Source organism: Lactiplantibacillus modestisalitolerans, from assembly GCF_005405425.1.
In the GTDB taxonomy this organism is placed as follows: Bacteria; Bacillota; Bacilli; order Lactobacillales; family Lactobacillaceae; genus Lactiplantibacillus; species Lactiplantibacillus modestisalitolerans.
Window position 1 is genome coordinate 18638 of sequence record NZ_BJEA01000018.1, and the last position, 23756, is coordinate 42393.

Consider the following 23756-nt stretch of genomic DNA (forward strand, 5'->3'; position numbering starts at 1 on the left):
TAGGATCACCCCCGCATACGCGGGGAACACTTATTCCATTTAGAAATTGAACCGTTTGTAAAGGGATCACCCCCGCATACGCGGGGAACACCTAAAAGGGTGCACTAACCCCACTAGTAAGTTAGGATCACCCCCGCATACGCGGGGAACACCGCCCTAGTCCGTGGTGTACGATAAACTTGTAAGGATCACCCCCGCATACGCGGGGAACACGGTGCATTGCAAGCCGGACAATTAACAATATTAGGATCACCCCCGCATACGCGGGGAACACATCAGCGGGTTATCGCCCCAAACGTACTTGTGGGGATCACCCCCGCATACGCGGGGAACACACTAAAAAAATCCCGTAATATCAACGTTTTAATATTTCGATATCGGCGTTTTTTATTAAGTTGATCCGGACCCACGCTCTTATTATACCGAAAGTAACCGCTTTATTAAGTTAAAATGACTAGAATTTTATAAAAAAATCCAGCTACCGACTCAATCGGCGCTGGATTTTACTAATTTGTAGGTTGCTGATGACGAGCACGCTTCTGAATCGCTAATAAGTAGGGTGGCTGGTGAATTTGGTTCACAAAGCTGTACTGCAACACCTGAAATTCATGCTGATTAAGTTGCTGTACGTGTTCCCACAGGGCATCGGCCTCGTCTTGACCACCCGGATGACCGGTGTAGACCATCAATAAGACGAGCCCGTTTGGTGTTAAGCGTTGCTCGACCGCTTCAACGGCGGTTAAGGTGGTTGGAGCCGTCGTGACCACCGTTTTATCACCGCCCGGTAAGTAGCCGAGGTTAAACACCGCGCACTTGACCGCGGCCTCGGCGGGTAAAACTTGGGCGATGGTTTCGTGGCCCGCTTGCGTTAGGGTCGTCTGTTGGCTGAGCTGCTCGGCAGCGAGGGCCTGACGGGTGTTTTCAATCGCCGTGGCCTGAATGTCGAAGCCGTAGACGTGGCCGCTGGGACCAACCAGCTTGGCAAGGTAAACGGTGTCGTGGCCGTTGCCGACCGTTGCGTCAATGACGGTGTCGCCGGGATCGACGGCCTGATTAATTAAAGTATGACTAAAAGCTAAGGCTGAACTGAGTTGGATAATGAATCACTCCCAAAAACCAACTTGAATTTATTTTCTGAACTGAACAGGACCTGTTCGGTGACCGCGACTGAGGCGGGTGCTTGCGTATAGTAGCAAGCTACCGAGCATTGCGCCACCGAGTACGTCGCTGGGATAGTGGACGCCAACGATGACCCGACTGACGAGCATTAACCCGATGAGCACTACCCCGGTGCCGAGCAACCACCGCCGAACCGCGGGCCGTTTAAGTAGGTCGTACGCGATGACGAGTAGGCTCCCAATTAAAACGGTCGTCGTGGTGGCATGCCCACTGGGGTAACTGAACCCGCCAATATTTGTGAGCCGCCAAGCAGTGGGCCGGGGCCGCTGGATAAGCTGCTTGATCCAGTAATTACCGCAGGCCGCTAACAACCAGGTATTAAGCCAAAAAAAGAGCGCTGAGCGCGGGTGGCGGCCAACGATTAAGGCCAATCCAATGACTAAGGTAATTAAAGTCACGGAGTGGGGGTTGCCAAACAGGGTGTAAGTCAGCATGGCTTGTTGAAACCACTGTGGCGAGTGGTGCAGGGCCAGGGCGACGTGGTGATCAAAGCTCGTGAGCCAGTCCGCACGTTGCCAGACTGACCAGCTCCAAAAGAGCCAAAATAATAGTAAAGCGAGCATGCCTCCATCACGGCGGTGCCAATTAAAGGACATCCCGTCACCTCCGATAAATACTTTGTTGTGCTTATTATAGCATTGTTCATTATATTTTTTATTAGGGGGCACATGCAAGTCTTTCGATTTTACGGGTTAGCGCTTGAAAAAGCGGGCGGGGTTTGCTACGATGAGAACAATAACTTTACGACTCTGAGAAGGATCAGTAAGTTTGCGTGTTTTTAAGAAACGCCGTGGTTGATGAAAACGGGGATTCACGCGAACTGAACTCACCTTCGAGTTTTCCGGCTGAACCAACGTAGGGCGGACGTGTTTTCGCGTTAAGAAAGTCAAGAGGCCACGGCAACGTGGAATCATAGGTGGTACCGCGGAACCCGTTTTCGTCCTATAAGTCATGCTGACTTATGGGATTTTTTAGTTTAACGGCCAAGTTGAACTGAACGGAGCGAACCGCCGGGGGCGTTTATGCGGCTTTTTGACCGGGAATAAGTCCTCCTGTTCAGAGTTGTTCAGTCAGCACAGTCGCAATGCTAGCTTACATAAATAGGTAGCAAGAAAGGGGCAACATTATGGCATACAACCATAAGGTCATTGAACGTAAATGGCAACATTATTGGAAAGAAAACAAAACGTTTAAGACGCTAGATACAACCGACAAGAAGAAATACTACGCCTTAGACATGTTCCCGTACCCGTCTGGTCAAGGGTTACACGTGGGACACCCGGAAGGTTACACCGCAACGGATATTATGTCCCGTTTCAAGCGGATGCAAGGTTACAACGTTTTACACCCAATGGGGTGGGATGCGTTCGGTTTGCCAGCTGAACAGTACGCTTTGAAAACGGGGCACAACCCGAAGAACTTTACGGCCCAAAACATTAAGAACTTTAAGCGCCAAATCCGCTCGTTAGGTTTCTCTTACGATTGGGACCGGGAAATCAATACGACCGATCCGTCTTACTACAAGTGGACCCAGTGGATTTTTGAACAACTCTACAAGCGCGGGCTGGCCTATGAATCCGAAACCTTAGTTAACTGGGCGCCGGACATGATGGGTGGGACCGTCGTCTCTAACGAAGAGGTTGTTGACGGCAAAACTGAACGCGGCGGCTACGATGTTTACCGCGTTCCAATGAAGCAGTGGAGTTTGAAAATCACGGCCTACGCTGACCGCTTGATTGACGACTTAGACGACATTGACTGGCCTGAAAACATCAAGGAACAGCAACGTAATTGGATTGGCCGTTCCGTTGGCGGTTCCATTAAGTTCAAAGTGGCGGGGCAAGCCGACGACGTTCAAATCGAAGTCTTCTCGACCCGTCCGGACACGTTATTCGGTGCGAGCTACATGGTCTTGGCGCCTGAACACGAACTCGTTGACCAATTAACGACGCCTGAACAAGCGGATGCCATCAAGGCTTATAAGGAAAAGATTGCGACTAAGTCCGACCTTGAACGGACTGATCTGAACAAGGACAAGACCGGGGTCTTCACTGGTAGTTATGGGATCAACCCCGTAAACGGCGAAAAGTTACCAATTTGGATTGCCGATTACGTGCTTGCGTCATACGGCACTGGGGCCATCATGGCCGTACCAGCGCATGACGATCGCGACTTTGAATTTGCCAAGAAGTTTGACTTGCCAATTAAGCCGGTCATTGCGGGCGACAACGACTATGATCAACAAGCTTATACCGGCGACGGCGAACACATTAATTCTGACTTCGTCAACGGCCTAGACAAGCAGGCCGGAATCGATAAGATGATCGACTGGTTAGAAGCCCACCATTGTGGCGCAAAGAAGGTCAATTACCGCTTGCGGGACTGGATTTTCTCCCGGCAACGGTATTGGGGCGAACCAATTCCCGTTATTCATTGGGAAGATGGCGAAACTACGCTGGTTCCAGAAGATGAATTACCACTCCGCTTACCAGCAACTAAGAACCTGGAACCATCCGGGACTGGCGAAAGCCCGTTAGCTAACATTGACGACTGGGTTAACGTGGTTGATGAAAACGGCCGGAAAGGGAAGCGCGAAACCAACACGATGCCACAATGGGCCGGGAGCTCCTGGTACTTCTTGCGTTACGTTGATCCGCACAATCCGGACGCCTTAGCTGACTTTAATAAGTTGAAGTACTGGTCACCAGTTGACTTGTACGTTGGCGGAGCCGAACACGCCGTCTTGCACTTGCTATACGCGCGGTTCTGGCACAAGTTCCTCTACGACTTAGGGGTCGTTCCAACCAAGGAACCCTTCCAGAAGTTGGTTAACCAAGGCATGATCCTAGGGGACAACCACGAAAAGATGTCCAAATCACGGGGCAACGTGGTTAACCCGGATGACATCGTGGACCAATATGGGGCCGACACATTACGGCTTTACGAAATGTTCATGGGGCCGTTGGAAGCTTCGATTCCGTGGAGTACCGATGGTTTACACGGTGCCAACAAGTGGATTGAACGAGTTTGGCGCCTAATTATTGATGACAATAACCGCGTTCGCGATCGGGTTACGACCATTAACGACGGCAAGTTAACCAAGGTTTACAATGAAACCGTCAAGAAGGTCACCGAAGATTACGAAAACATGCGCTTTAACATTGCCATCTCACAAATGATGGTCTTCGTTAACGAAGCCTACAAAGTGGACGATTTACCAATCGTTTACATCGAAGGCTTTGTAAAGATGCTGTCACCAATCGTGCCACACTTGGCCGAAGAATTATGGCAACTGTTGGGTCACGACAACACGATTACCTACGCTAACTGGCCAACTTATGATGAATCGAAGTTGGTTGAAAGTACCGTTGAAATCGTGCTCCAAGTTAACGGTAAAGTGCGTTCACACGCAACCGTTGCTAAGGAGACCGGGAAAGACGAACTTGAAAAGCTCGCCTTGGCCGATGAAAAAATTCAAGAATTTACCGCTGGCAAGACGGTTCGCAAGGTCATTGCGATTCCGGGTAAGCTGGTTAACATCGTCGCTAACTAGCGATTAATTCTAAAAATAAAATAATTAAAACAGGGTCCCCAAGTCGGTTAGCTGACTTGGGGACCCCGTTTTGATTTAGAAACCGCCAAACGAGATGGAAAGGGAAATTAGCCCAGTGGCGATAAAGTAGTTTCGGATGTTGGTATCGTCGTACTTACCGGCTTCGACGTCGGTTTGAATCTGATTATAGAACTGAACTAGAACCGCGGGCACGTCGTGATGGGCAACGTAACGCTGCGAAATCGCGTGCGAAAGGTCGGAAACGACCTTGCCGAAGTCCTCATCTTGATTCAAACGGTTAGCCGCAGTCAATAACATGGTGCGTAGTGCGGGATTCCGCTTAATTTCCGGCTCTTGATATAAGTGGCTAAGTTGTGTAATAAAAGCGTTCAGTTTTTCATCGGTCATGTAGTTGTCCCCCTATATGTACATTGACTTTAAGCATAGCGCAGCCGATTGGAAAGTCAAGTCGGGGGCGGTTTGCGCGCTGACCTAACAAAGGGGCAATCAGCCGTTGCTTTTGGGCGCGTCTCTGGGCACTTCACGGTAGGATAAAGTTGGCCCCTAAGTTGAACTGAACAACCTGGAAAAGTGGACATCCGTTAAAGTTCGGTTAAACTCACGTGGAAGTTCGGATTTGGATTGCAACTTAGGGGTATTTCATCTAAAATAGTTAAGATTGAACTAAGAAAGTGGGTTACAAACATGTCTGAGGAACCAAAAGCGAAGCAGTCGCAGGCTGGACACGTGAATTCGGAAGCTGAAGCGCGCCAAAAGATGGTTCGCGGGTCGGCTTGGATGACGGCGGGGAGCATGTTTTCCCGCATTCTCGGTGCGTTGTACGTTATTCCCTGGGTGCTCTGGATGGGCAGCGATTATACCCAAGGGAACGCGCTGTACGCGAAGGGGTATAATATTTATAGTTTCTTCCTCCTCATCGCGATTGGTGGGATTCCATCCGCCATTTCGAAACAAATTTCAGAATATAATGCTATGAATGAATACGCCGTGGGACAACGGCTCTTTAAACGCGGCCTGTTATTGACCGCAGCCTTTGGGATTGCCGGCGGCGCGATCATGTGGTTCGGCGCCAAGCCAATTGCCGTTATCTTTGGGGGGAGCGACCCGAACGTCATTCCAGTGTTAAAAGCGCTGGCCATCGCGCTAGTGATCATTCCATCAATGTCGCTAACCCGGGGCTTCTTTCAGGGTTACCAAGAAATGGCACCCTCGGCCATTTCGCAGTTCGTGGAACAAGTTTTCCGGGTCCTGTACCTCTTAGGGGCGACCTACTTTATTATGCGGGTTCAACGCGGTGACTGGTTCAACGCGGTAACACAATCAACGTTCGCAGCCTTTATCGGGGCGGCGGCGAGTCTGTTACTGTTGGCGTGGTACTACTACCGAAAACGCCCTGAACTGAACGCTCTGGCTGAACAAAGTGAAAACCAACTCGTGATTCCCGTTTGGAAGCTGTTCAGAGACATCATCGTGCAGGCGATTCCGTTTATCGTAGTTGATACGGCCACGACCGTCTTCAACTTACTGGATCAAGCGACGTTCCAGCCAATGATGAAGCTGGCCTACCACTTAGGGGTGGATCAAATTAACACTTTGTACGCCTACTTTGCGTTCAATGCGAACAAGTTAGTTATGATCATCGTGTCGTTAGCGTCGGCGATTGCCGTCACGGTCGTGCCGCTTTTATCCGAATCGTTAGCGAGCCACAACATGCGCAACATCCGGAAACAATTGGAAGATTCGATTATTTTATTCCTCTTTATCATGATTCCAGGAGCGATGGGGATGGCCGCGGTAGCCCAACCACTGAACACCCTGTTTTATAGTTACGACCAAATCGGCACGTTGATTCTACAAATTGCGGCTTTTACCGCCATCTTGCTCGGCCTGTTCACGGTGGTTTCAGCCCTGATGCAAGGACTTTCGCGGAATCGCGACATTATCCGCTTTTATCTGATTGGTTTGCTGGTCAAAATTATTGTCCAGTGGCCATGTATTTACTTCCTCTCGACGGCCGGTCCGCTCGTGGCGACCGCCATCGGGATGGCCGTTGCCAGCATGATGGCGATGTACGATTTGGAACGGAATTTCGGGATTCGTTACGTGAAGATTTTACCGAAAGTAAACCGAATCTTGATGTATTCCATTTTGACGTACATTACGGCTCGCGTGCTCGTATACGGCTTAAACTTCATTTTTAACGAACAAAGTAAGTTCCAATCACTGATCATCGTGCTGGTGGCCGTGGCTGCGGGTGGGTGCGTCTACGCGTACTTTGCCCTCAAGTCGCACCTTGCGGACATGATGATTGGTAGTCGGGCCGCCGGTTTACGGCGAAAACTACGAATTAAGTAGGTGAATTATGCGAATTGACAAATATTTACACGCGATGCGAATCGGGACGCGCACGCAGGTTCGACGGCTGATTAAAGACGGTCACGTGACCGCAAACGGTGAGCCGGTCTTGTCTGGCAAGCAACAGGTGACCCCAGGTAATGACGAGGTCGCCCTCGATGATGAACCCGTGCGCTACCAAGAATACTTCTACTACGTGTTAAACAAACCAGTGGGCGTCATTACCGCAACCACCGATGCAAGTGCGAAAACCGTGATGGACTTGTTCAATACGACTGATTTTCGGGACGACTTATTTCCAGTTGGGCGATTAGATAAGGATACCGAGGGGGTGCTGTTGATCACCAATGACGGCGCCCTAGCACACGCCTTGCTCGCACCAGCACACCACGTTACTAAGATTTACGAAGCTGAGGTGACTGGCGAGATCACTGCCGACCAAGTTGCGGGCTTTAACGACGGCTTGATCTTAAAGGACGGGACGCAGCTCCAACCTGCTGAGGCTGAGATTGTGGCCTTTCATGAAATTGAAAACTTTACGACGGTCCGAATCAAGATTCACGAGGGTAAGTATCACCAGGTGAAACGGATGATTGGGACGCTGGGGGAACGGGTCGTTGAGTTGCGCCGAACTGCCTTTGGACCGCTAACGTTGCCGGTTGGCTTGATGGCCGGTAATTACCGGGCGTTGACGGAGACGGAGTTGGCGGAGCTGAGGAAGGTTGTCAGAGTGTGAAGCCCAGCGGGTTGATGCTGAGCACTGCCTAGACAGCGGCATGACGCGGTGTTTGCGTTGTGCCGCTGTCGTAGCAGGCGCAGGCATCAGCTGGGCTGAACACGTTTCGGCTATAAAGCATGGGAGCGCCCGGGTTTGGCGATGGCGACTTAGCGTAGCAAGCGCAGATGCCAGTCGGACCGAACACGTTTCGGCTATAAAGCATAGAAGCGACGCGGTGTTTGCGTTGTGCTGCTGTCGTAGCAAGCGCAGGCATCAGCTGGGCTGAACACGTTTCGGCTATAAAGCATGGGAGCGCCCGGGTTTGGCGATGGCGACTTAGCGTAGCTAACCGCAGGACCATGCTAGCTCGAACACGTTTCAGCTATAAGGCATTTAAAAACAGCAAACGAGGCGGTGACAAGGAAAATGTCACCGCCTCGTTTTAACTATTCTTGGTTCTATGAGTTGTGATGTTGATCTGCTGGCGGCAACCTCAACACCAATTGGTACAGCACCTGACTAATAACAGTAGGGGTCTACTTAATCTTGGGCAACGCTCATTCGGTGCATATACGCTGGCAGCGCCGCGCTAATTTGCGTCGGCAAAACCACGTAGCGGGTCCGCGCTAAATCGTCTGCAATCGCACTGTGGAGGTAGACCGCGCTCAAAATTGCGTTAGTGAAATCGGTAAATTGGGCCACAAAGCCGCCAACCATCCCAGCTAACGTATCACCCATGCCACCAGTCGCCATCGCCGGCGTGCCGCCCGGATTACGCCACGCTTGTTGATCCGTATAAACGGTGGTGTGGTGGGCTTTCACGACCGCCACGACGCCTAACTTTTGTTGGGCCCGCTGGTTGGCCGCCGGTGTTTGTTCGGCGATTGGAATCCCACTTAAGCGTTGCCACTCCATCTGGTGGGGTGTCACCACGATGGGTAAGTCCGGCAAGGCTTGGGGGTCGGCCGCTAACAGTGTCAACGCCGAGCCGTCGATCACCAGTCGCTGGGGGGCTTGTAACGTGCTTAAAGCGGCGGTCAAGCAACCTTGGGCCACCACGTCCGTGCCCAGGCCAGGGCCAATCACCACGACGTCCATTTTCGGCAGGAGTGCCAACAAGGTCGTGGTGGCGCGGTAGTCGACGATCATCGCCTCTGGTAGCCGTGCGTGCAAGCTGGCGAAGTTGCTGGGGGCGGTTGCGACGGTCACCAGGCCAGCACCGCTATAAACGGCGGCGGTCGCTGCCATGATAATGGCCCCGCCGAATTGGTCGTTACCGCCAATCAGCATGACCCGACCATAATCGCCCTTATGCGAGTTGGCCGGTCGGCGTTTAATTGTGTTTTGAACCAAATTAGTTGTAATCGTTTGCATCTTATCACTGACTTTCATGCGTTTACATCGAGTATAGCACGCGCGCGTTGCTTTCGATTATTAACTTACGGCGAGCTATGCTAAAATTAAGGTAATCACAATGTGGGAGGAATAAACAAATGACAATTGATTGGCAAAAAGAAGCGGCCAACCGCAAAGACGATTATTTAGCGGATTTAACGACCATGCTTCGCGTTCCAAGTTTTCGAGATGATAGTCAAGCCACCCCAGACGCACCCTTAGGACCCGGTCCCAAGCAAGCGTTGACGACCTTCTTGGCATTAGCTGAACGGGACGGCTTTAAGACCAAAAATATTGATAACCTCGTCGGTTACGCCGAATACGGCGAGGGTGACGAAACCTTAGCGGTACTCGCGCACGTTGACGAAATGCCGGCTGGCAACGGTTGGGACACTGATCCGTTCGAACCAACCATTAAGGACGGTAAGTTGTATGCGCGTGGTGCTTCGGACGACAAGGGCCCCGGTATGGCCGCTTATTACGGACTCAAAATCGTTAAGGAACTCGGTTTGAAACTGAATAAAAAGGTCCGCTTCATCGTCGGAACCGACGAAGAAAGCAATTGGACCGGGATGAAACGCTACTTTGAAGTGGAACCCGCACCAACGTTAGGCTTTTCACCCGACGCTGAATTTCCACTGATCAATGGTGAAAAGGGGAACGTTAGCCTGCAAGTTCACTTTGGTACCAGTGATACGGGTGCGGATCAATTGCTTTCCTTTGATTCGGGGCTACGAGAGAACATGGTTCCCCGGGAAGCCGTCGCGGTCGTGACAACGGCCAATGCGACACAAATGACGAGCGCCTTCAACGCATTTTTGGACCAACAACCAGTAACTGGTGAAGTTAAGTCCGTCGCGGACGGACTACAATTTGAAGTCATTGGGAAGGCCGCTCACGGAATGGAACCGCGTAACGGAATCAATGCCGGGACCTACTTGGCTACGTTCTTAAGTCAGTACGCGTTTGCTGGCGACGCTGGTAACTTCTTAACTTTCATTGCCACTAAGCTACACGACGACTCCCGGGTGAACCAGCTAGGGCTGACCTTTGCGGACGACGTGATGGGTGACTTGACGATGAACGTTGGGTTGCTCCACTTTGATCACGACCAGGGTGGCGACTTAACGCTGAACTTCCGTTATCCAAAGGGGATTGAACCGGCCGACTTGACCAGCAAGGTTAAAGCGCAAGTGCCAGCGAACACGACCGTGACGCAGGGGAGCTTCATGGTTCCACACTACGTTGATCCTGACGACCCAATCGTTAAAGATTTGATGGCTGTCTACCGGCGTCAAACTGGGGACCAAAATTCACAACCAGAAATCGTTGGTGGCGGGACCTATGGCCGGATGATGAAACGCGGGGTTGCGTTTGGGGCCCTTTTCCCACACACGGAAGATACAATGCACCAAGCAAACGAATTTCAACCGGTAGCCGACCTAATGGCCGCCATGGCGATCTACGCCGAATCAATTGCCGTTTTAGCCACCGATAAGTAAAAGAGGGGGTATTCAAGATGACACAGTATCAACGAATTCTCGTCGGTATCGACACTTCACCCCAGTCCGAACTCGCCCTAGATAAGGCGATTGCGATTGCCATCGAAAATCAGGCGGCGCTGGACATCGTGACGGTCATCAATACCGAAAAGTTTATTGGCATTACCCAGGGACCGATGGGTTTCGGGGCGGCCACGCCGCAAGTGCTGAACGAGCTGACTGCGAAGTTGAAGGCCGAACTCGCCAAGACCCACCAACGCGCCGTTGCGGCCGGGGTGACGGACGTCTACGTTCACTTACGCTCGGGTAATTCGAAGACGCTACTCGCGAATACCTTACCGACGGAACTCGGAGCCGACTTGATCGTGGTCGGCGCCACCGGTCTAAACAACGTGTCCCGTATTTTAATTGGGTCCAACGCCGCTTACATTATGCGCAACGCGGTGTGTGATACCTTGATTGTTCGGACGAATTTAGCGCAACGGGTACCGGAGCTTCCTAAACGGATGATGCGGCACTTATAATTGCAAGAACGCTTGGGACGGGTGCGTCTCAGGCGTTTTTTGTGGGAAGGTGCTTTTGGGTTGGTCCTCTAATTCTAAAATTGACCGAATCTTTACAATCTAGCCTAAACACCTAACTGGCTTGAAGTTCGCCGGAACCGCACCCCTAAAACGCCCGGCTGGTGAAAGTGAAAAGTGGTAAACTTAAAACGCCGAGCCACGGCCGGTAATTAGAGGAAAGAGTTGAGTGAGTAATGGCGAGTACATCATTGATTTACGGGCACCGGGGCGTCCCGGTAAAATTTCCAGAAAATTCACTAGCGGGATTTGCCTACGCAATCGCCCATCAAATTGACGGGCTGGAGTTTGACGTGCATTTGACCCGTGACCGGGTACCAGTTATCATGCACGACGAACGGATTGACCGCACGACGAACGGCCGCGGCCGAATTATTGATTATTCTTTAGCGGAACTCCGCCAGTTTACCTTGGCAAACGGTGAACCGATTCCTGCCTTAGCGGAACTGTTAGCGCTAGTGGCCGCGAAGCCGGTCCATCTGAATCTCGAACTAAAAACGGATCATCAATACTATCCGGGAATTGAGCGGCTCGTGCTAGGGATGCTCAAACGGGCGGACCTGGTTTACCCAGTCGTAATCTCGTCGTTTAACCTTCACAGCATTGAACGCAGCTACGCCATTGATCCGAGCCAGCAGTACGCGTTTTTGACGTCGGCGCGGATTGGTGACCCGGAGGACTTTGCGGCGACGGAACACTTAGAAGGGCTGCACCTCGAACATTATCAGCCGGTCGGCCAAGTATCGGAGCGCGTTTGGACGGTCGATGATCCGGCCGAATTACGACGGTTATTTGCCCGTTCAGTGAGCGCGGTTATCACCAATAACTTTGAGCTTGCGCGCGATGTACGAGCGGCAATGTAAGCCAAGCATTTATATTAATTGAAAAAAGGGTCCCGCGTAATTAGTTTAGTTACGTGGGACCCTTAATGATTGTATTTAGACGTTAGCTGGGTTGCGAATCTTGCCAAGTTCAGCGTCGATTTGAGCTAACACGGCCCGCTGGTTAGCGGGATCTTCCAAGTCATATTGTTGTAAGTCGATTTTCATCTTAGGACTTGCATCGTATTCGTCGTACCATTTACGGTAAGCCGTCCACATCTTGAAGTAGTAAGACTCTAATTCGGGGTTATTATCGAATTGTTCGTAGTCGCGACCACGCTTCTTGATCCGGTAGAGGATGGTTTCAAAGTCGGTTTCGGAGTAAACCATCAAATCCGGCGCCTTTTTAGGAAGCTCGGTCAGTTCGGTCATCATATTATCTAATAATTGTAGATAAACGTTCAGTTCAGTATCTGAAATATTTCCTTCAGCGTTGTTTTCTTTGGTGAAGAGGGCATCTTCATAAATCGAACGGTCGAGGACGTTGTTGTCATCTGCCAGTGCCTTCTTGATCATTGCAAAACGTTTGTTGAGGAAGTAGATTTGAAGTAAGAAACCGTAGTTTTTTGGGTCCGAATAGTATAGTGGCAACACTGGGTTGTCACCAACGGGTTCGTAAAAAGCCTTAGTTCCAAGGTGATCGGCGATTAACCCCGTTAACGTGGTTTTGCCGACCCCAATCATTCCTGCTGTTATTATCACCATGATAGCCCCTCTTTATAGAAAATTGCACCATATATTGTATAACAAAAAAGCACTTTACACCATATCTATTATCTGGTTTGCAATTGAATTTTAATATTCTGTTATGAATCTGAATGATAATAGTTGCTACCGGTCGCATACTACCGGTGGCTGGGCTAATTCTTAGACCAACCCGCTAGCTTTTACATTCGAAAAAGGCTGAAACGCAAGTATTTATGCGTCCCAGCCACGGATAATTAAATTTATTTTTCAGACTGCTTTTTGAGCAGGTCACGAATTTCTTCTAAGTATTGTTCGGAAGCGTCGGTTGCGTCTTCTTCGGGTTCTTCTTCCTTAGTCCGAACGATCCGGTTAATAATTTTAACTAAGAAGAATACGACTAACGCAACGATGAAAAAGTTGATGACGGAGTTTAAGAAGGCCCCGTATTTGAACGTGGCGTCACCGATACTGACTTTTAAGTTAGATAAATCAATCTTGCCTAAGAAAATCCCAATCAACGGGTTAATCAAGTTATTGGTTAATGATTTAACGATTGCGGTAAAGGCTGACCCAATAATGACCCCAACGGCCAAGTCGATTACGTTGCCCCGTGCAATAAATTCTTTGAATTCCTGAATCATGATAAAAATCCTCCTTTTTTAGTCAAAATCAAGTATAGCTAAAAAGGGACGGTGACTCAACTGTGACGGAACGTAAGTGAAGCGCCTTTGAGAAATTGGGATGAAAGTTCGCTAAAATGTTAAGAATCTTCTGTTAATGATTAGTTTTAACTTAATAAAAACAGTTTCCAACTGAATAATCTGATGTTCGCAGGCTATGTTTGCAAGGTCAACGTACTAATCGGGTGGCGTGGGCGAAACGGGTTCTCCTCAGTGGCGGCCTTTGCTCGCTACGACAGTGGCACGACGCAAGAATCGTAGCGCACCTATGCTTTATAGCCGAAACGTGTTGGTCCGACTGACATCTGCGCTTGTCTAGCTAAGACGCCATCGCCAAGCCCGGGCGCTCCACTGCAACATAGCTGAAACGTGTTCGGGCTAGCATGGTCCTGCGGTTAGCTGCGCTACCGGCACCATGCACAGTTCGCACACTACCGGTGGCTAGGCTAATCCTCAGACCACCCCGCTAGTCCTCACACGCTTTCCGACAACCACCCAATCATCCGCTCCGCGACCTCCCGCTGCTGCTGACGGTTACTAATGGTTGCGGCTCGATCGCCGCTTTGCCGACCGTAACTCCCAAAACCGGCGTGATTTCCACCGTTAATTACACCATAGACGGTTTGCGGTGGCAGTAATTTTTTCGCTTTGCGATAATTGGTCCGGTTCAGTACGCCATCCCGGGACGCGGTTAGCGATAAAACCGGCACCTTAGTTTTTTTGAGCGTTCCTTTGGCTTCCGGGTAACTAGCCAAGAAAAACACGCCCTTGAGGTGCTTAGGGTGGTTATGGGCGTAGCGCGCGGCCATCGTCCCACCGAGCGAATGTCCGCCAATCACGTACGCCTGATTACCCTGAACTTTTTGGGCAGCGTTGACGTTCAAAACGGCCAGGTCGAGTGGAAAGCGGACGATGTCGACGGTGTAGCCCGCGGCCGCGACCTGCTTAGCCCAGAGACTATAGCTTTGCGGCTCGACTAACGCCCCGGGGTAAAAAATGACCCGCGGGTTCGCGGCATTCCCCTTAAATTCAGTGGTGCTTCCCAGTTGGGTACTGGTTTGCGCGGCCTGATTGGCAGCCGCTGACGGTTGGTATTGCTTGTGTTTGATGGTCAAAAGGCCAACCAAAACGACCACAAAGAGGGTCGTTAGTAGGCCGATTAGCCATTTGGTTCGTTTTCGCATGAACATTCCTCCAAAGATTTATGGCTATAAATACCATACTATACTTTACAAGTGAATTGGGAATATGCTACATTTAAGAAAATCAATATTTGGAATGTAAAAAGAACGAGTACGTTAATCTTGATCTACAGGGAGCTAGGGTGACTGAGAACCTAGTGTGCCGGATTAGCGGAAAAACATCTTGGTTTCCTCAGGCTGAACATGGTAGTAGGCCGCGACGCATTTCCCGTGCGTTATCATGGGTGCGCATTTTTAATGGATGCGTTTTGAGGTGTTTTTTTATAAAAAACTTGGGTGGTACCGCGGAAAGACCTTTCGTCCCTGTTACAGGGGGCGAAGGGTCTTTTTTTCGGCCACTGACATTTCAATAATCAAAGGAGAACAATATGGCACAGGTTTTAGTTAAAGATTTATACAAAAAAGAATTTGCCGACGGCGATCAAGTTACGCTGGAAGGCTGGATTCGGACCGTCCGGGGTTCCAAGCGGGTCGGCTTTATTGAACTGAACGATGGTTCATTTTTTAAGAACGTTCAAGTTGTGCTGACGAGCGACATGGCCAACTACGCCGAAGTGGTGAAATTCCCAATTAGCACGACCATCAAAGTGGTTGGTGAAGTGGCGTTAACGCCAAAAGCACAACAACCGTTTGAAATTCACGCGACCGAAGTAGTGGCCCTCGGGGCTTCTGATTCCGATTACCCGTTGCAAAAAAAGGCGCACACGTATGAATACATGCGGACGATCGCGCATTTACGTCCCCGGACGAACACCTTTTACTCCGTTTTCCGGATTCGGTCATTAGCCGCTTTTGCGATTCACGAATACTTACAGTCTAACGATTTCGTCTACGTGCACACGCCAATTATTACCAGTTCCGATGCTGAAGGGGCCGGCGAAATGTTCGAAGTGACGACCTTGGATATGAACAACGTGCCGAAGACCGATGACGGCAAGGTTGATTACAACGAGGACTTCTTTAAGAAGGAAACTAACTTAACGGTTAGTGGTCAATTGGAAGTTGAACCGTTTGCCTTAGCGTTCCGTAACGTGTATACTTTCGGGCCAACCTTCCGGGCTGAAAACTCCCATACGGGTCGGCACGCGTCCGAATTTTGGATGATTGAACCCGAAATGGCCTTTGCGGACATGCAGGATGAAATGGATTGTTCAGAAGCTTTACTGAAGTACGTGATTAACTACGTGATGGCTCACGCCAAAGAAGAGCTTGAGTTCTTAAACGCAAACGTCGATGATACGTTGATCGACCGCTTAAAAGCGACGGCTAGTGAAGAATTTGCGCACGTGACTTACACGGATGCCATTGACATTTTGGAAAAGGCAACCGACGTTGAGTTCGAAGTTAAACCATACTGGGGCTTAGACTTAGATTCTGAACACGAACGCTACCTTTCTGAACAAGTTTACAAGAAACCGGTCTTCATTACGGATTACCCGAAGGATTTCAAGGCCTTTTATATGCGGGCTAACGATGACGGTAAGACCGTTGCGGCGGCTGACTTGTTAGTGCCTGAAATTGGGGAACTCATTGGTGGCTCACAACGGGAAGAACGGTTAGACGTACTTGAAAAACGGATGGCTGAACTTGAAATGAACGAAGAAGATTATAAGTGGTACTTAGAATTGCGGAAGTACGGTGGTACCGTGCACTCCGGGTTCGGAATCGGCTTTGAACGGCTCGTGATGTATATCACCGGGATGGAAAACATTCGTGACGTGATCCCTTACCCACGGACACCTGGGAACGCAGAATTTTAAGGATCATTTTAGTTAAGCCGTAGCGCGCATTTGGTTGCGGTTAGGCGTTAATTTAGGAATTCAGTTCAGTTTTGAACTGGATTCTTTTTTTGAAGGAAGGGGTACCATGACGATTCAAATTCGACCACTGCGACGGCAAGACTTTGATGCGATGCGGCGGTTCGCAATTGATGGTATGCACCTGGACCGCTATACGCACAATGCCATCGAGCTGGCGGCTTACAGTCGCTACTTCGTAGATGGTGAATTGTTGGAAGCGACCCAGGCGTACGGTGCGTACCAAGCCGGTCACTTGGTGGGCGCGTTATTAGCCCATTTTGACGGGCAAACGCCCGTCTACCGGTTACCGTTGCGGGCGATTCGTAACCGGCTGATTGATTGGGCGATGACCAAATTTTACGGTAACTTAACGGATCAATACGAGCGGGCCAACTTGGCCATGCGACGTGAAGTGACGGCAAGCCGAACATTAGCTGGCGAGCTAAGTTTCTTAGTCGTTGATCCGCAGTGTAATGGGCAGGGGATTGGAACGCAGTTATTGACCCAGCTTACGCGTGCTAACGCCGGCCAAACGGTTTTCCTATACACGGATTCGGACTCGACGTACCAATTTTACTTGCACCGGGGCTTTCATATCGCAGCTCAGCGTCAAATTACGATTAAACGCGGGCTGGAGCGCCTACCGCTAACGTGTTATTTGATGGTGGCGGAGTTGGGACGTTAGCGAACTTCAAGTTTATCAAAAAATTTAACGATTGATTATGGTTATTTAGCCGAAATTGGATTATATTATGACCAATTTATAAGTTTAGGGGTAAGCACAATGGTAGCGAAACAACGTTGGCAGGTTTTTTATCATTTACTGATTACTGGATTAACGTTATTGTCAGTTGTTAACGTCCTCTTACAAGCTGGGCACGTTGGCGATTGGTATTTTGAAGCGCATCTGAATAACAGTTTGTTAGTAGCTTTTGCCGTTGATTACTTTGTGCGGCTGGGACGGTCAACTGATCGTAAAACCTTTTTGATTCATTCGACGTTTGATTTGTTAGGGATTATTCCAATGCACCCAGTTTTTGCCCTGTTTCGGATTGGTCGTTTGGTTCGGATGGTTCAAGCTAATCATTTGTTTTGGAAGCTTGGTTGGGATGGCCGGTGGACGCACGCCTTTCATAAATTTATTTATGATACGGGATTTATTTACCTGTTCTCAATCAGTATTGCGATTATTGTATTGAGCGCGTTGCTGTTTTCTGTTTTTGAACACCAAAGCTTGTCAGATTCCCTTTGGTGGGCCATCACGACGGCAACGACGGTGGGCTATGGTGACGATACGCCGCATACTGCGGTCGGTAAGGTGATTGCGGTGGGCTTAATGTTTGGCGGAATTGGTTTTATTGGGTTGTTGACCAGTACGATTACGGACTTTTTTACGCAGCAAACACAGCAAACGACCGATTTAAACGGCCGTTCGCACGCTGAACATGCTGAAGATTTACAACAATTATTCGTTAAAGTTGACCAGTTGACTCAAAAAGTAGACCAATTACAAAAGCAAGTTACGCGAATTGAAAAAAATGAACTCCGAAAATAAGGTAGATGAGCTTTTTGTAAGCTGCTCAATGCCGGTTGGTTTAAATAGGATTAGATTCATTGCGGGGTGAATGGGATGAAAAAAGTCGTGGTCATTGGCAGTCCGGGTGCTGGTAAAAGTACGTTTGCCCGTAAATTGCAATTGAAAACGGGGTTGCCGTTGGTTTATTTAGATTTAATTTGGCATCAACGGGATCGAACGACCATTTCAAGGGCAAAATTTGAGCAACGGCTACAGAAAATCATTAACGGGGAGACCTGGATCATTGATGGTAATTATTGCCGCACCCTCCCGTTACGTTTGAACAATTGCGATACTGTTTTTTTGCTCGACTATCCAGTTGACGTGTGCCTTCAAGGTGCTAAAAGCCGGGTGGGTCTAAAAAGAGTGGATTTGCCGTGGGTTGAAACTGAATTTGATCCTAGTTTTCAGCAATATATTTTAGATTTTCCTTATAAGCGATTGCCACTAATTTATGACGATTTGGCGCGGTTTGGAACTGGTAAAGCGGTGACCATTTTTAAGGCGCGGGCGGAAGCCAACGCATATTTAGACCAGTTAGACTAGTTAAATTTAAAGATTAGAACGTAGCAACGTTAATTAAAGATGGGGTTATGGGGGTCAATCGTGTGTGGGTAAAGCGGTTGCATTCGGCCGCAATGTTCGCTAGAGTGGACAAGTAACCTGCATTTTTAACGGGAAGAGGGCTTGCATCGATGTATAAAATGATTGTTTGTGACTTAGATGAAACTTTATTGAACGACGACGGGACGTTATCGGCTGAAAACCAAGCAGCCATTAAGGCGGCAGCTGCGAAGGGCGTTTACTTTGTGCCTAATTCGGGACGAAGTTATACGTCGTTTCAAACGGAGTTGGCGACGCTGGGATTAAAGAATCAGGCAAACCAATATTCAATTTCTTATAATGGGGGGCTGATCGTCGAAAACGCCGGCAACCGGCCAATTGCGGTTAACGCGATGGACTATGACCTGGCGGCGACCGTTTTTGCGGTTGGGGCGGCTAACCCGAACGCCGCGACGCACGTCTATACGCAGGATCAGACCTATATTTATAATCAACAACCGGTGGACAGTGCCTATTTAAAAAATCGGGGGGTTCAGTTTGAACCGCTAACCAGCCCAGATTTCACGCGCTTTAAGTCGATGAATATTATGAAAATTATCATGGCGCTACCAAGTATGCCCGAACGCAAGCAAATGCGAGCGGACGTTGAGGCGCAGGTGGACCCGGCTAAATTAGCGGTCACCTATTCGTCTGATCGGTACGTTGAATTTAATCCGGCCGGAGTTAACAAGGGGACGGCCAGCGTTCAACTGGGGAAGTTACTTGGAATTAAACCGGCGGAAATCATTGCGGCTGGTGATAATAGTAACGACTTACCAATGTTGACCGCGGTTGGGCTTCCCGTCAGCGTCGCGAACGGGATTGATGCGGTTAAAGCGGCCGCTAAGTACGTGACTACCGCGAACAATAATCAGTCTGCATTAGCCGAAGTTATTAATAAATTTGTGCTGTAACTGTTCTTTTGGTTGCGTTCACGCGACTTAGTTTGAATTCAATTATTAGCTAGTGGTATGATGGTTACTGAAAATATAGTATTGGTTCATTAATTTTTCAGTAAGCAGCCTTAAAACTTTTGAATGGGGGAACACGTATGAGTGCGATTCGCGACGATTTGGCTAAAGCAATTAAGAACCAGCAACTCGTTGAAATCTATGCCAAAGGAACCAATGAACAGTTTAGTGTTGGATTTGCCGTTCATCAGGATGAGAAGTTCGTCCTCGTGAAAGCAATTAACGTTGACGGAGAATTAGACGGGCTCGTCGTTTTTCGGAAAGCGTCAATTGCCAAAGTTGTGAGTGGTACGGATTATTTGAAGAGTATGGGCACCATCATTACCTTAGCGCAACAACGCGGGTACTACGATGTTTGGAATACGGAGCACCTAGTTGCGAAGTTTTTAAAAAAGGAACGCAAGCATTCGCTGTTAAAAACCTTACTCAAACAAGCCTTCAAGCATGACCAGGTGATTCAGCTTTCGGGCCGAATCAAGCATCATGGTGATAGTTATACTGGCTTTATTCATAGTGAACATAAAAAATATATTGAATTTAATTACGTGGACATGTTTGACCTTAGTCAACGGCCCCAAATCGCGGTGCGCTATTCGGAAATTGATGAAGTTAGTTTCCATAGCTTTGAAACCTTCAACGCCACCGCAATCATTGAAAGTTACATGCCGGGCGATTTCCATTAACCGGTTAATTCAAAATTCCACCCTCAGTTGCGTCAGCACTTGGGGTGGAATTTTTGGTTTCGCTGGGCTAAACGTTAAAGATTATTAAGTTTTGCGTGTACAAATATACAAAGCTGGAGTCCTTCGCTACAATGGGAGTATTGAGTTATGAGTCACGGGGGGAGTGAGGGGCTCATCGTTTACGTTTATTGGTACATTGCGGCGTTTGATCACTGGTACTCGGTGATGCTGGTCTTTATGCTCCAAATTTTGATTAACCGCGAGCTCCGCCAGCCACGCGTTTACTGGACCGTGCTGGCAATGGCGGTCGGTTTAACGCTAACCTACATGCTTTATGACGACTATTCGGACATTGTTACCTTCCTAGTTAACCTGGGATTGTTGGCCTTTGTCCGGCGTAAAAAATATTTTATTGTCACGAGTTTAACGGCTACCTTGGCCTACATTTTGTTTAGTTACTTTGGAAACTATGCAACGGCGGCAATGTTTGCGCTTGGCCGGCTTAGCATTAACGCTTGGCAGGGCTGGCTATTTGAAATTGTGGGCGAAGCCATCGTGACTGGCTGTATGCTGGCGGTTGCGGTTGGATTTCGCCTACTACATCAGCGTTACCCGCAACCCTTTGCGGACCGGATGATGCTGAACGTCACGGTCAGTGCGCTGGCGGTTGCGTCGAGTGCTTTTTTTGCCATTACGGTGGCGGCCGACAATTACAACATTGGTTCCGGCTTCGTGGGCATTCTCATGCTAATCTTAGTGGTCATCCTATTGATCAACGCCGGTTCGTTTATTTACGTGTTCTATAGTTACACGATTCGAATTCGGGCCCACCGCCAAAAGCTTGAGCGCCGGCAGTACGATCTCTACGTTCAAAATTTGGAAAGTAGTTATCAAAACTTGCGGAAATTCCGGCACGATTATCAAAATATTTTATTGTCGTTAAGTGAATACGTGCAGACCAGTGATGATCCGGCGCTTAAGCAGTACTTTGACGCCGTTGTTACCAAGTCGCAGCAGAGTTTGACCCGTGATTTTGGTCACTTTGATAATCTGGAACGGATTCAGGATAAGTCGTTGAAAGCCATCATTCAAAATAAGTTTTCAGTGGCGCGTCAAGCCGGAATTCAGGTGCGGCTGGAGGCCAGCGAACCAGTTGGTCAGTTACCAATTGACCCGGTGACACTCGCCCGGGTTAGCGGGATTTTGCTTGATAATGCGATTGAGGCCGTCAACGGGTTGGCTAACGGTCAGATTGCCGTTGCCGTAATTAAGTACCCCCAAATGGTTGAGTTAATTTTTCAAAATACGTTGCGCCAGCCAATTGAGCGCTTAGATGAGCTCTTTGTGGCGGGCAAAAGCACTAAGGGGAGCGGGCACGGTCAGGGCCTCGCCACCGTGCGGGAATTATTGGATCCGCTACTGAACGTTACCTACGAAGTGGCGGCTAACCACCAGTTTGAGTTTATTATTAGTATTGAAAGTGAGTGACCCACATGTTGAGTACGTTTATCGTGGAAGACGATGTTGAACAATTAGCAACGCTCAAGCAAACCGTTGCTAATCACATTATGATCAATGATTTTGACATGGAACTGACCTTAGCGACTTCGCAGGCGCAGGAGTTGTTGAGTTATTTAGCCGACCACGCCGACGTTGATGGTCTGTATTTCCTCGACATTGAATATCCCGGTCAAACGTTAAACGGGCTCACCCTCGCCACTAAGATTCGGGATATGGACGTTAACGCCAAAATTGTGTTTGTGTCCACGCACGCGGAGATGGCGTTTTTAACGTTTGAACGCCGGATTGAACCGCTCGACTTCATCGTTAAGGACCTGGGTCCCGCGGCGGTCAAGGCTAAGGTTGAAACTGATATTCGAATCGCGTACGATCGTTATACCAAGCAGGGTGCGGTTAGTCAGGCGATTTTTTCCTACACTAAGGGCGGTCAGCTCTTTAACGTGGCGCTAAACGACGTCCTGTTTATCGAGACCGGGACGAGTCGCAATAAGTTAGTGCTCCATTTGACTGATCGGCTCGTGCAGTATAACGGCAAAATTAGCGACGAAGCGACCGCGCACCCGGAGCTATTTCGGGTGCACAAGAGTTTTTTGGTCAATCCGAGCCAGTTAGCGCGCATCGACAAGCCTAATCAGCGCGGCTACTTCGATAACGGCGAGGCGGTCGACATTGCGGTTCGAAAGATGCGCGATTTAGTGGCGCTGATCAAGCAAAATGAGTTGACGGTCACAATCGATTAAACAACACTTAGGTAACAAAATCGTTAACCGCCCCCGGCCGAAGTGACAGTTATGCTAGCATTTACGCTTTTTGAGTAATTGTTCGTTGCGCGCCCGCTAAGTTTGGTAACCTAACGCTAAGTCAAACGCTTAGTCGTGGGGACTAAGAAGGGGGTGAACGCGATGAAACGGTGGCAGTCACTAAGCTTGATGATTATTGCCAGTTCGGCATTGGTCTGGGGCTCGGAATATAGTTTACAAGGCGCAGATCACCGTAACGTGCGGCGACGCGTGACGGCTCAACTGAGTTATCAAGCGGCGACTCATCAAGCCACGGTTCGGGGGCAAACTCGGCGCGGCAGTTTGGTTACCATTAGTAGTGATCATCGCGTTCACCAGGTTACGGCGAACCACAAGACCGGCCGTTTTCAACTGACGTTGCGGGCTAAGCGCCGCCAGTCGGTGGTGGTTCAAGTGGCGGGCGCCAAGCCCAAAGTGTTAGTTGTTCCGGCAAGGGCCAAGAGTTAGGTTGGTTGCGGTTTGAACTAAATTGATTAAAGTGGTGCTGAAAAGCTGCCGGGAGTGGTTCCCGGGGGTTTTTTTCGTGAGGAGTGATTTGCTAAAAAAACGTTAAATTTATCAACGGATGCTAGCTAGGCTTACGCGGGAAGCGTATTGTGAAACTAACTGAGTTAGAAGGGACGTGCACCATGCTGATAATTAGCGTGATCCTGGCAGTAGGGATCATCGGAACGTTGATTTTGCGCTACGGGTTTCATTTTCGCTTAGCCATGGGGTCGGTAACCGAAACGGCCTTTGCTTGTTCGTTGCTGAACATTGGCGTTTTTCTGTTATCTATCTTGTTGGGTCAATTAACGGCGCCAACGTTCATTGCCAAAATTTATTTACCGCTTTATTTGATTTTTCAGGGTGGGCTGATTCCGCTGATTGGAATTGGGCTAGCGGTTTACGGCATGGTTCGTGAGCGCGGATTAATGAACTGGTGGTTATTACAATTTAACGTTTTATTTTTGTGCTTTGATGTGCTGATTGTTTGGTTGGGGGCATCCGGGGCGTAGGGTGATTTTCGGCGGGGCTGGGAATCACTTTTTTTGTTTACGATAAATTTA

The 23756-nt window shown here is 49.2% G+C and carries 23 protein-coding genes, 1 CRISPR repeat array and 2 other annotated features (1 of these 26 cut by a window edge); of the genes, 16 read left to right on the forward strand and 7 right to left on the reverse strand.

Annotated elements, in window-relative coordinates; all coding sequences use genetic code 11:
- A CRISPR array of direct repeats spans positions 1-335; the repeat unit is 29 nt; unit sequence AGGATCACCCCCGCATACGCGGGGAACAC; it begins 670 nt to the left of the window's first position.
- Positions 336-506: 171 nt separating this feature from the next.
- Positions 507-1100, reverse strand: a complete 594-nt coding sequence (gene mnmM / locus FFM79_RS10505) for a tRNA 5-(aminomethyl)-2-thiouridylate-methyltransferase MnmM (RefSeq protein WP_503826022.1) — start codon at positions 1098-1100, stop codon at positions 507-509.
- A 27-nt stretch (positions 1101-1127) separates the two neighbouring features.
- Positions 1128-1775 carry a phosphatase PAP2 family protein gene (locus FFM79_RS10510; protein WP_137643439.1) on the reverse strand — a complete coding sequence of 216 codons (648 nt, stop codon included), beginning with the start codon at positions 1773-1775 and terminating at the stop codon, positions 1128-1130.
- A 144-nt stretch (positions 1776-1919) separates the two neighbouring features.
- Positions 1920-2127, forward strand: a binding site (T-box leader).
- A gap of 178 nt (positions 2128-2305) precedes the next feature.
- On the opposite strand from FFM79_RS10510, the gene leuS reads away from it, so the two are divergent.
- Positions 2306-4732 carry a leucine--tRNA ligase gene (gene leuS / locus FFM79_RS10515; protein WP_137643440.1) on the forward strand — a complete coding sequence of 809 codons (2427 nt, stop codon included), beginning with the start codon at positions 2306-2308 and terminating at the stop codon, positions 4730-4732.
- Between the two features lie 75 nt (positions 4733-4807).
- Here the strand turns inward: leuS and FFM79_RS10520 are convergent, their stop codons facing one another.
- Positions 4808-5140 (reverse strand): bacteriocin immunity protein, encoded by a 333-nt coding sequence (locus tag FFM79_RS10520; RefSeq protein WP_137643441.1) that lies wholly within the window; start codon positions 5138-5140, stop codon positions 4808-4810.
- Positions 5141-5437: 297 nt separating this feature from the next.
- Between FFM79_RS10520 and FFM79_RS10525 the strand changes: the two genes are divergently transcribed.
- Positions 5438-7108: a putative polysaccharide biosynthesis protein gene (locus FFM79_RS10525; protein WP_137643442.1), complete on the forward strand. Its 1671-nt coding sequence runs from the start codon at positions 5438-5440 to the stop codon at positions 7106-7108.
- A gap of 7 nt (positions 7109-7115) precedes the next feature.
- Complete coding sequence (locus FFM79_RS10530; protein WP_137643443.1) at positions 7116-7844, forward strand: pseudouridine synthase; 729 nt, start codon at positions 7116-7118, stop codon at positions 7842-7844.
- Positions 7845-8366: 522 nt separating this feature from the next.
- On the opposite strand, the gene FFM79_RS10535 is transcribed toward FFM79_RS10530, so the two are convergent.
- The gene (locus tag FFM79_RS10535) at positions 8367-9200 is read right to left on the reverse strand and encodes an NAD(P)H-hydrate dehydratase (RefSeq protein WP_137643480.1); all 834 of its coding nucleotides are present in this window, start codon (positions 9198-9200) and stop codon (positions 8367-8369) included.
- Between the two features lie 119 nt (positions 9201-9319).
- Between FFM79_RS10535 and pepV the strand changes: the two genes are divergently transcribed.
- The 3 genes from pepV to FFM79_RS10550 all read left to right on the forward strand — a co-directional run bounded on the left by pepV (position 9320) and on the right by FFM79_RS10550 (position 12167).
- On the forward strand, positions 9320-10723 hold the full coding sequence (gene pepV / locus FFM79_RS10540) for a dipeptidase PepV (protein WP_137643444.1): 1404 nt from the start codon (positions 9320-9322) through the stop codon (positions 10721-10723).
- A 17-nt stretch (positions 10724-10740) separates the two neighbouring features.
- Positions 10741-11247: a universal stress protein gene (locus FFM79_RS10545; RefSeq protein WP_137643445.1), complete on the forward strand. Its 507-nt coding sequence runs from the start codon at positions 10741-10743 to the stop codon at positions 11245-11247.
- A 233-nt stretch (positions 11248-11480) separates the two neighbouring features.
- Positions 11481-12167, forward strand: a complete 687-nt coding sequence (locus tag FFM79_RS10550; protein ID WP_137643446.1) for a glycerophosphodiester phosphodiesterase — start codon at positions 11481-11483, stop codon at positions 12165-12167.
- Positions 12168-12242: 75 nt separating this feature from the next.
- Here FFM79_RS10550 and FFM79_RS10555 read toward each other — a convergent pair whose 3' ends face one another.
- The 3 genes from FFM79_RS10555 to FFM79_RS10565 form a co-directional block, all read right to left on the reverse strand.
- Entirely contained in the window at positions 12243-12890 is a 648-nt protein-coding gene (locus FFM79_RS10555) for a deoxynucleoside kinase (protein ID WP_137643447.1), read from the reverse strand.
- Positions 12891-13132: 242 nt separating this feature from the next.
- Positions 13133-13513 carry a large-conductance mechanosensitive channel protein MscL gene (gene mscL, locus FFM79_RS10560; RefSeq protein WP_137643448.1) on the reverse strand — a complete coding sequence of 127 codons (381 nt, stop codon included), beginning with the start codon at positions 13511-13513 and terminating at the stop codon, positions 13133-13135.
- 512 nt (positions 13514-14025) lie between these two features.
- The gene (locus FFM79_RS10565) at positions 14026-14736 is read right to left on the reverse strand and encodes an alpha/beta fold hydrolase (RefSeq protein WP_137643449.1); all 711 of its coding nucleotides are present in this window, start codon (positions 14734-14736) and stop codon (positions 14026-14028) included.
- Between the two features lie 87 nt (positions 14737-14823).
- Positions 14824-15062 (forward strand) — a binding site (T-box leader).
- A gap of 60 nt (positions 15063-15122) precedes the next feature.
- Between FFM79_RS10565 and asnS the strand changes: the two genes are divergently transcribed.
- From asnS to FFM79_RS10615, 10 genes are all read left to right on the forward strand, one after another.
- The gene (gene asnS / locus FFM79_RS10570; protein WP_137643450.1) at positions 15123-16514 is read left to right on the forward strand and encodes an asparagine--tRNA ligase; all 1392 of its coding nucleotides are present in this window, start codon (positions 15123-15125) and stop codon (positions 16512-16514) included.
- 106 nt (positions 16515-16620) lie between these two features.
- Positions 16621-17238: a GNAT family N-acetyltransferase gene (locus tag FFM79_RS10575; protein WP_137643451.1), complete on the forward strand. Its 618-nt coding sequence runs from the start codon at positions 16621-16623 to the stop codon at positions 17236-17238.
- 99 nt (positions 17239-17337) lie between these two features.
- The gene (locus tag FFM79_RS10580; RefSeq protein WP_137643452.1) at positions 17338-18108 is read left to right on the forward strand and encodes a potassium channel family protein; all 771 of its coding nucleotides are present in this window, start codon (positions 17338-17340) and stop codon (positions 18106-18108) included.
- A gap of 75 nt (positions 18109-18183) precedes the next feature.
- Positions 18184-18675, forward strand: coding sequence for a P-loop NTPase family protein (locus FFM79_RS10585; RefSeq protein ID WP_137643453.1), 492 nt, complete (start codon positions 18184-18186; stop codon positions 18673-18675).
- A gap of 149 nt (positions 18676-18824) precedes the next feature.
- Entirely contained in the window at positions 18825-19646 is an 822-nt protein-coding gene (locus tag FFM79_RS10590; RefSeq protein ID WP_137643454.1) for a Cof-type HAD-IIB family hydrolase, read from the forward strand.
- A gap of 137 nt (positions 19647-19783) precedes the next feature.
- Complete coding sequence (locus FFM79_RS10595; RefSeq protein ID WP_137643455.1) at positions 19784-20386, forward strand: hypothetical protein; 603 nt, start codon at positions 19784-19786, stop codon at positions 20384-20386.
- Positions 20387-20533: 147 nt separating this feature from the next.
- Complete coding sequence (locus FFM79_RS10600; RefSeq protein ID WP_225424435.1) at positions 20534-21874, forward strand: sensor histidine kinase; 1341 nt, start codon at positions 20534-20536, stop codon at positions 21872-21874.
- A gap of 5 nt (positions 21875-21879) precedes the next feature.
- Positions 21880-22647 carry a LytR/AlgR family response regulator transcription factor gene (locus FFM79_RS10605; RefSeq protein WP_137643456.1) on the forward strand — a complete coding sequence of 256 codons (768 nt, stop codon included), beginning with the start codon at positions 21880-21882 and terminating at the stop codon, positions 22645-22647.
- Between the two features lie 162 nt (positions 22648-22809).
- The gene (locus FFM79_RS10610; RefSeq protein WP_137643457.1) at positions 22810-23154 is read left to right on the forward strand and encodes a hypothetical protein; all 345 of its coding nucleotides are present in this window, start codon (positions 22810-22812) and stop codon (positions 23152-23154) included.
- A gap of 182 nt (positions 23155-23336) precedes the next feature.
- Positions 23337-23705, forward strand: coding sequence for a hypothetical protein (locus tag FFM79_RS10615; protein WP_137643458.1), 369 nt, complete (start codon positions 23337-23339; stop codon positions 23703-23705).
- Positions 23706-23756 lie beyond the last annotated feature (51 nt).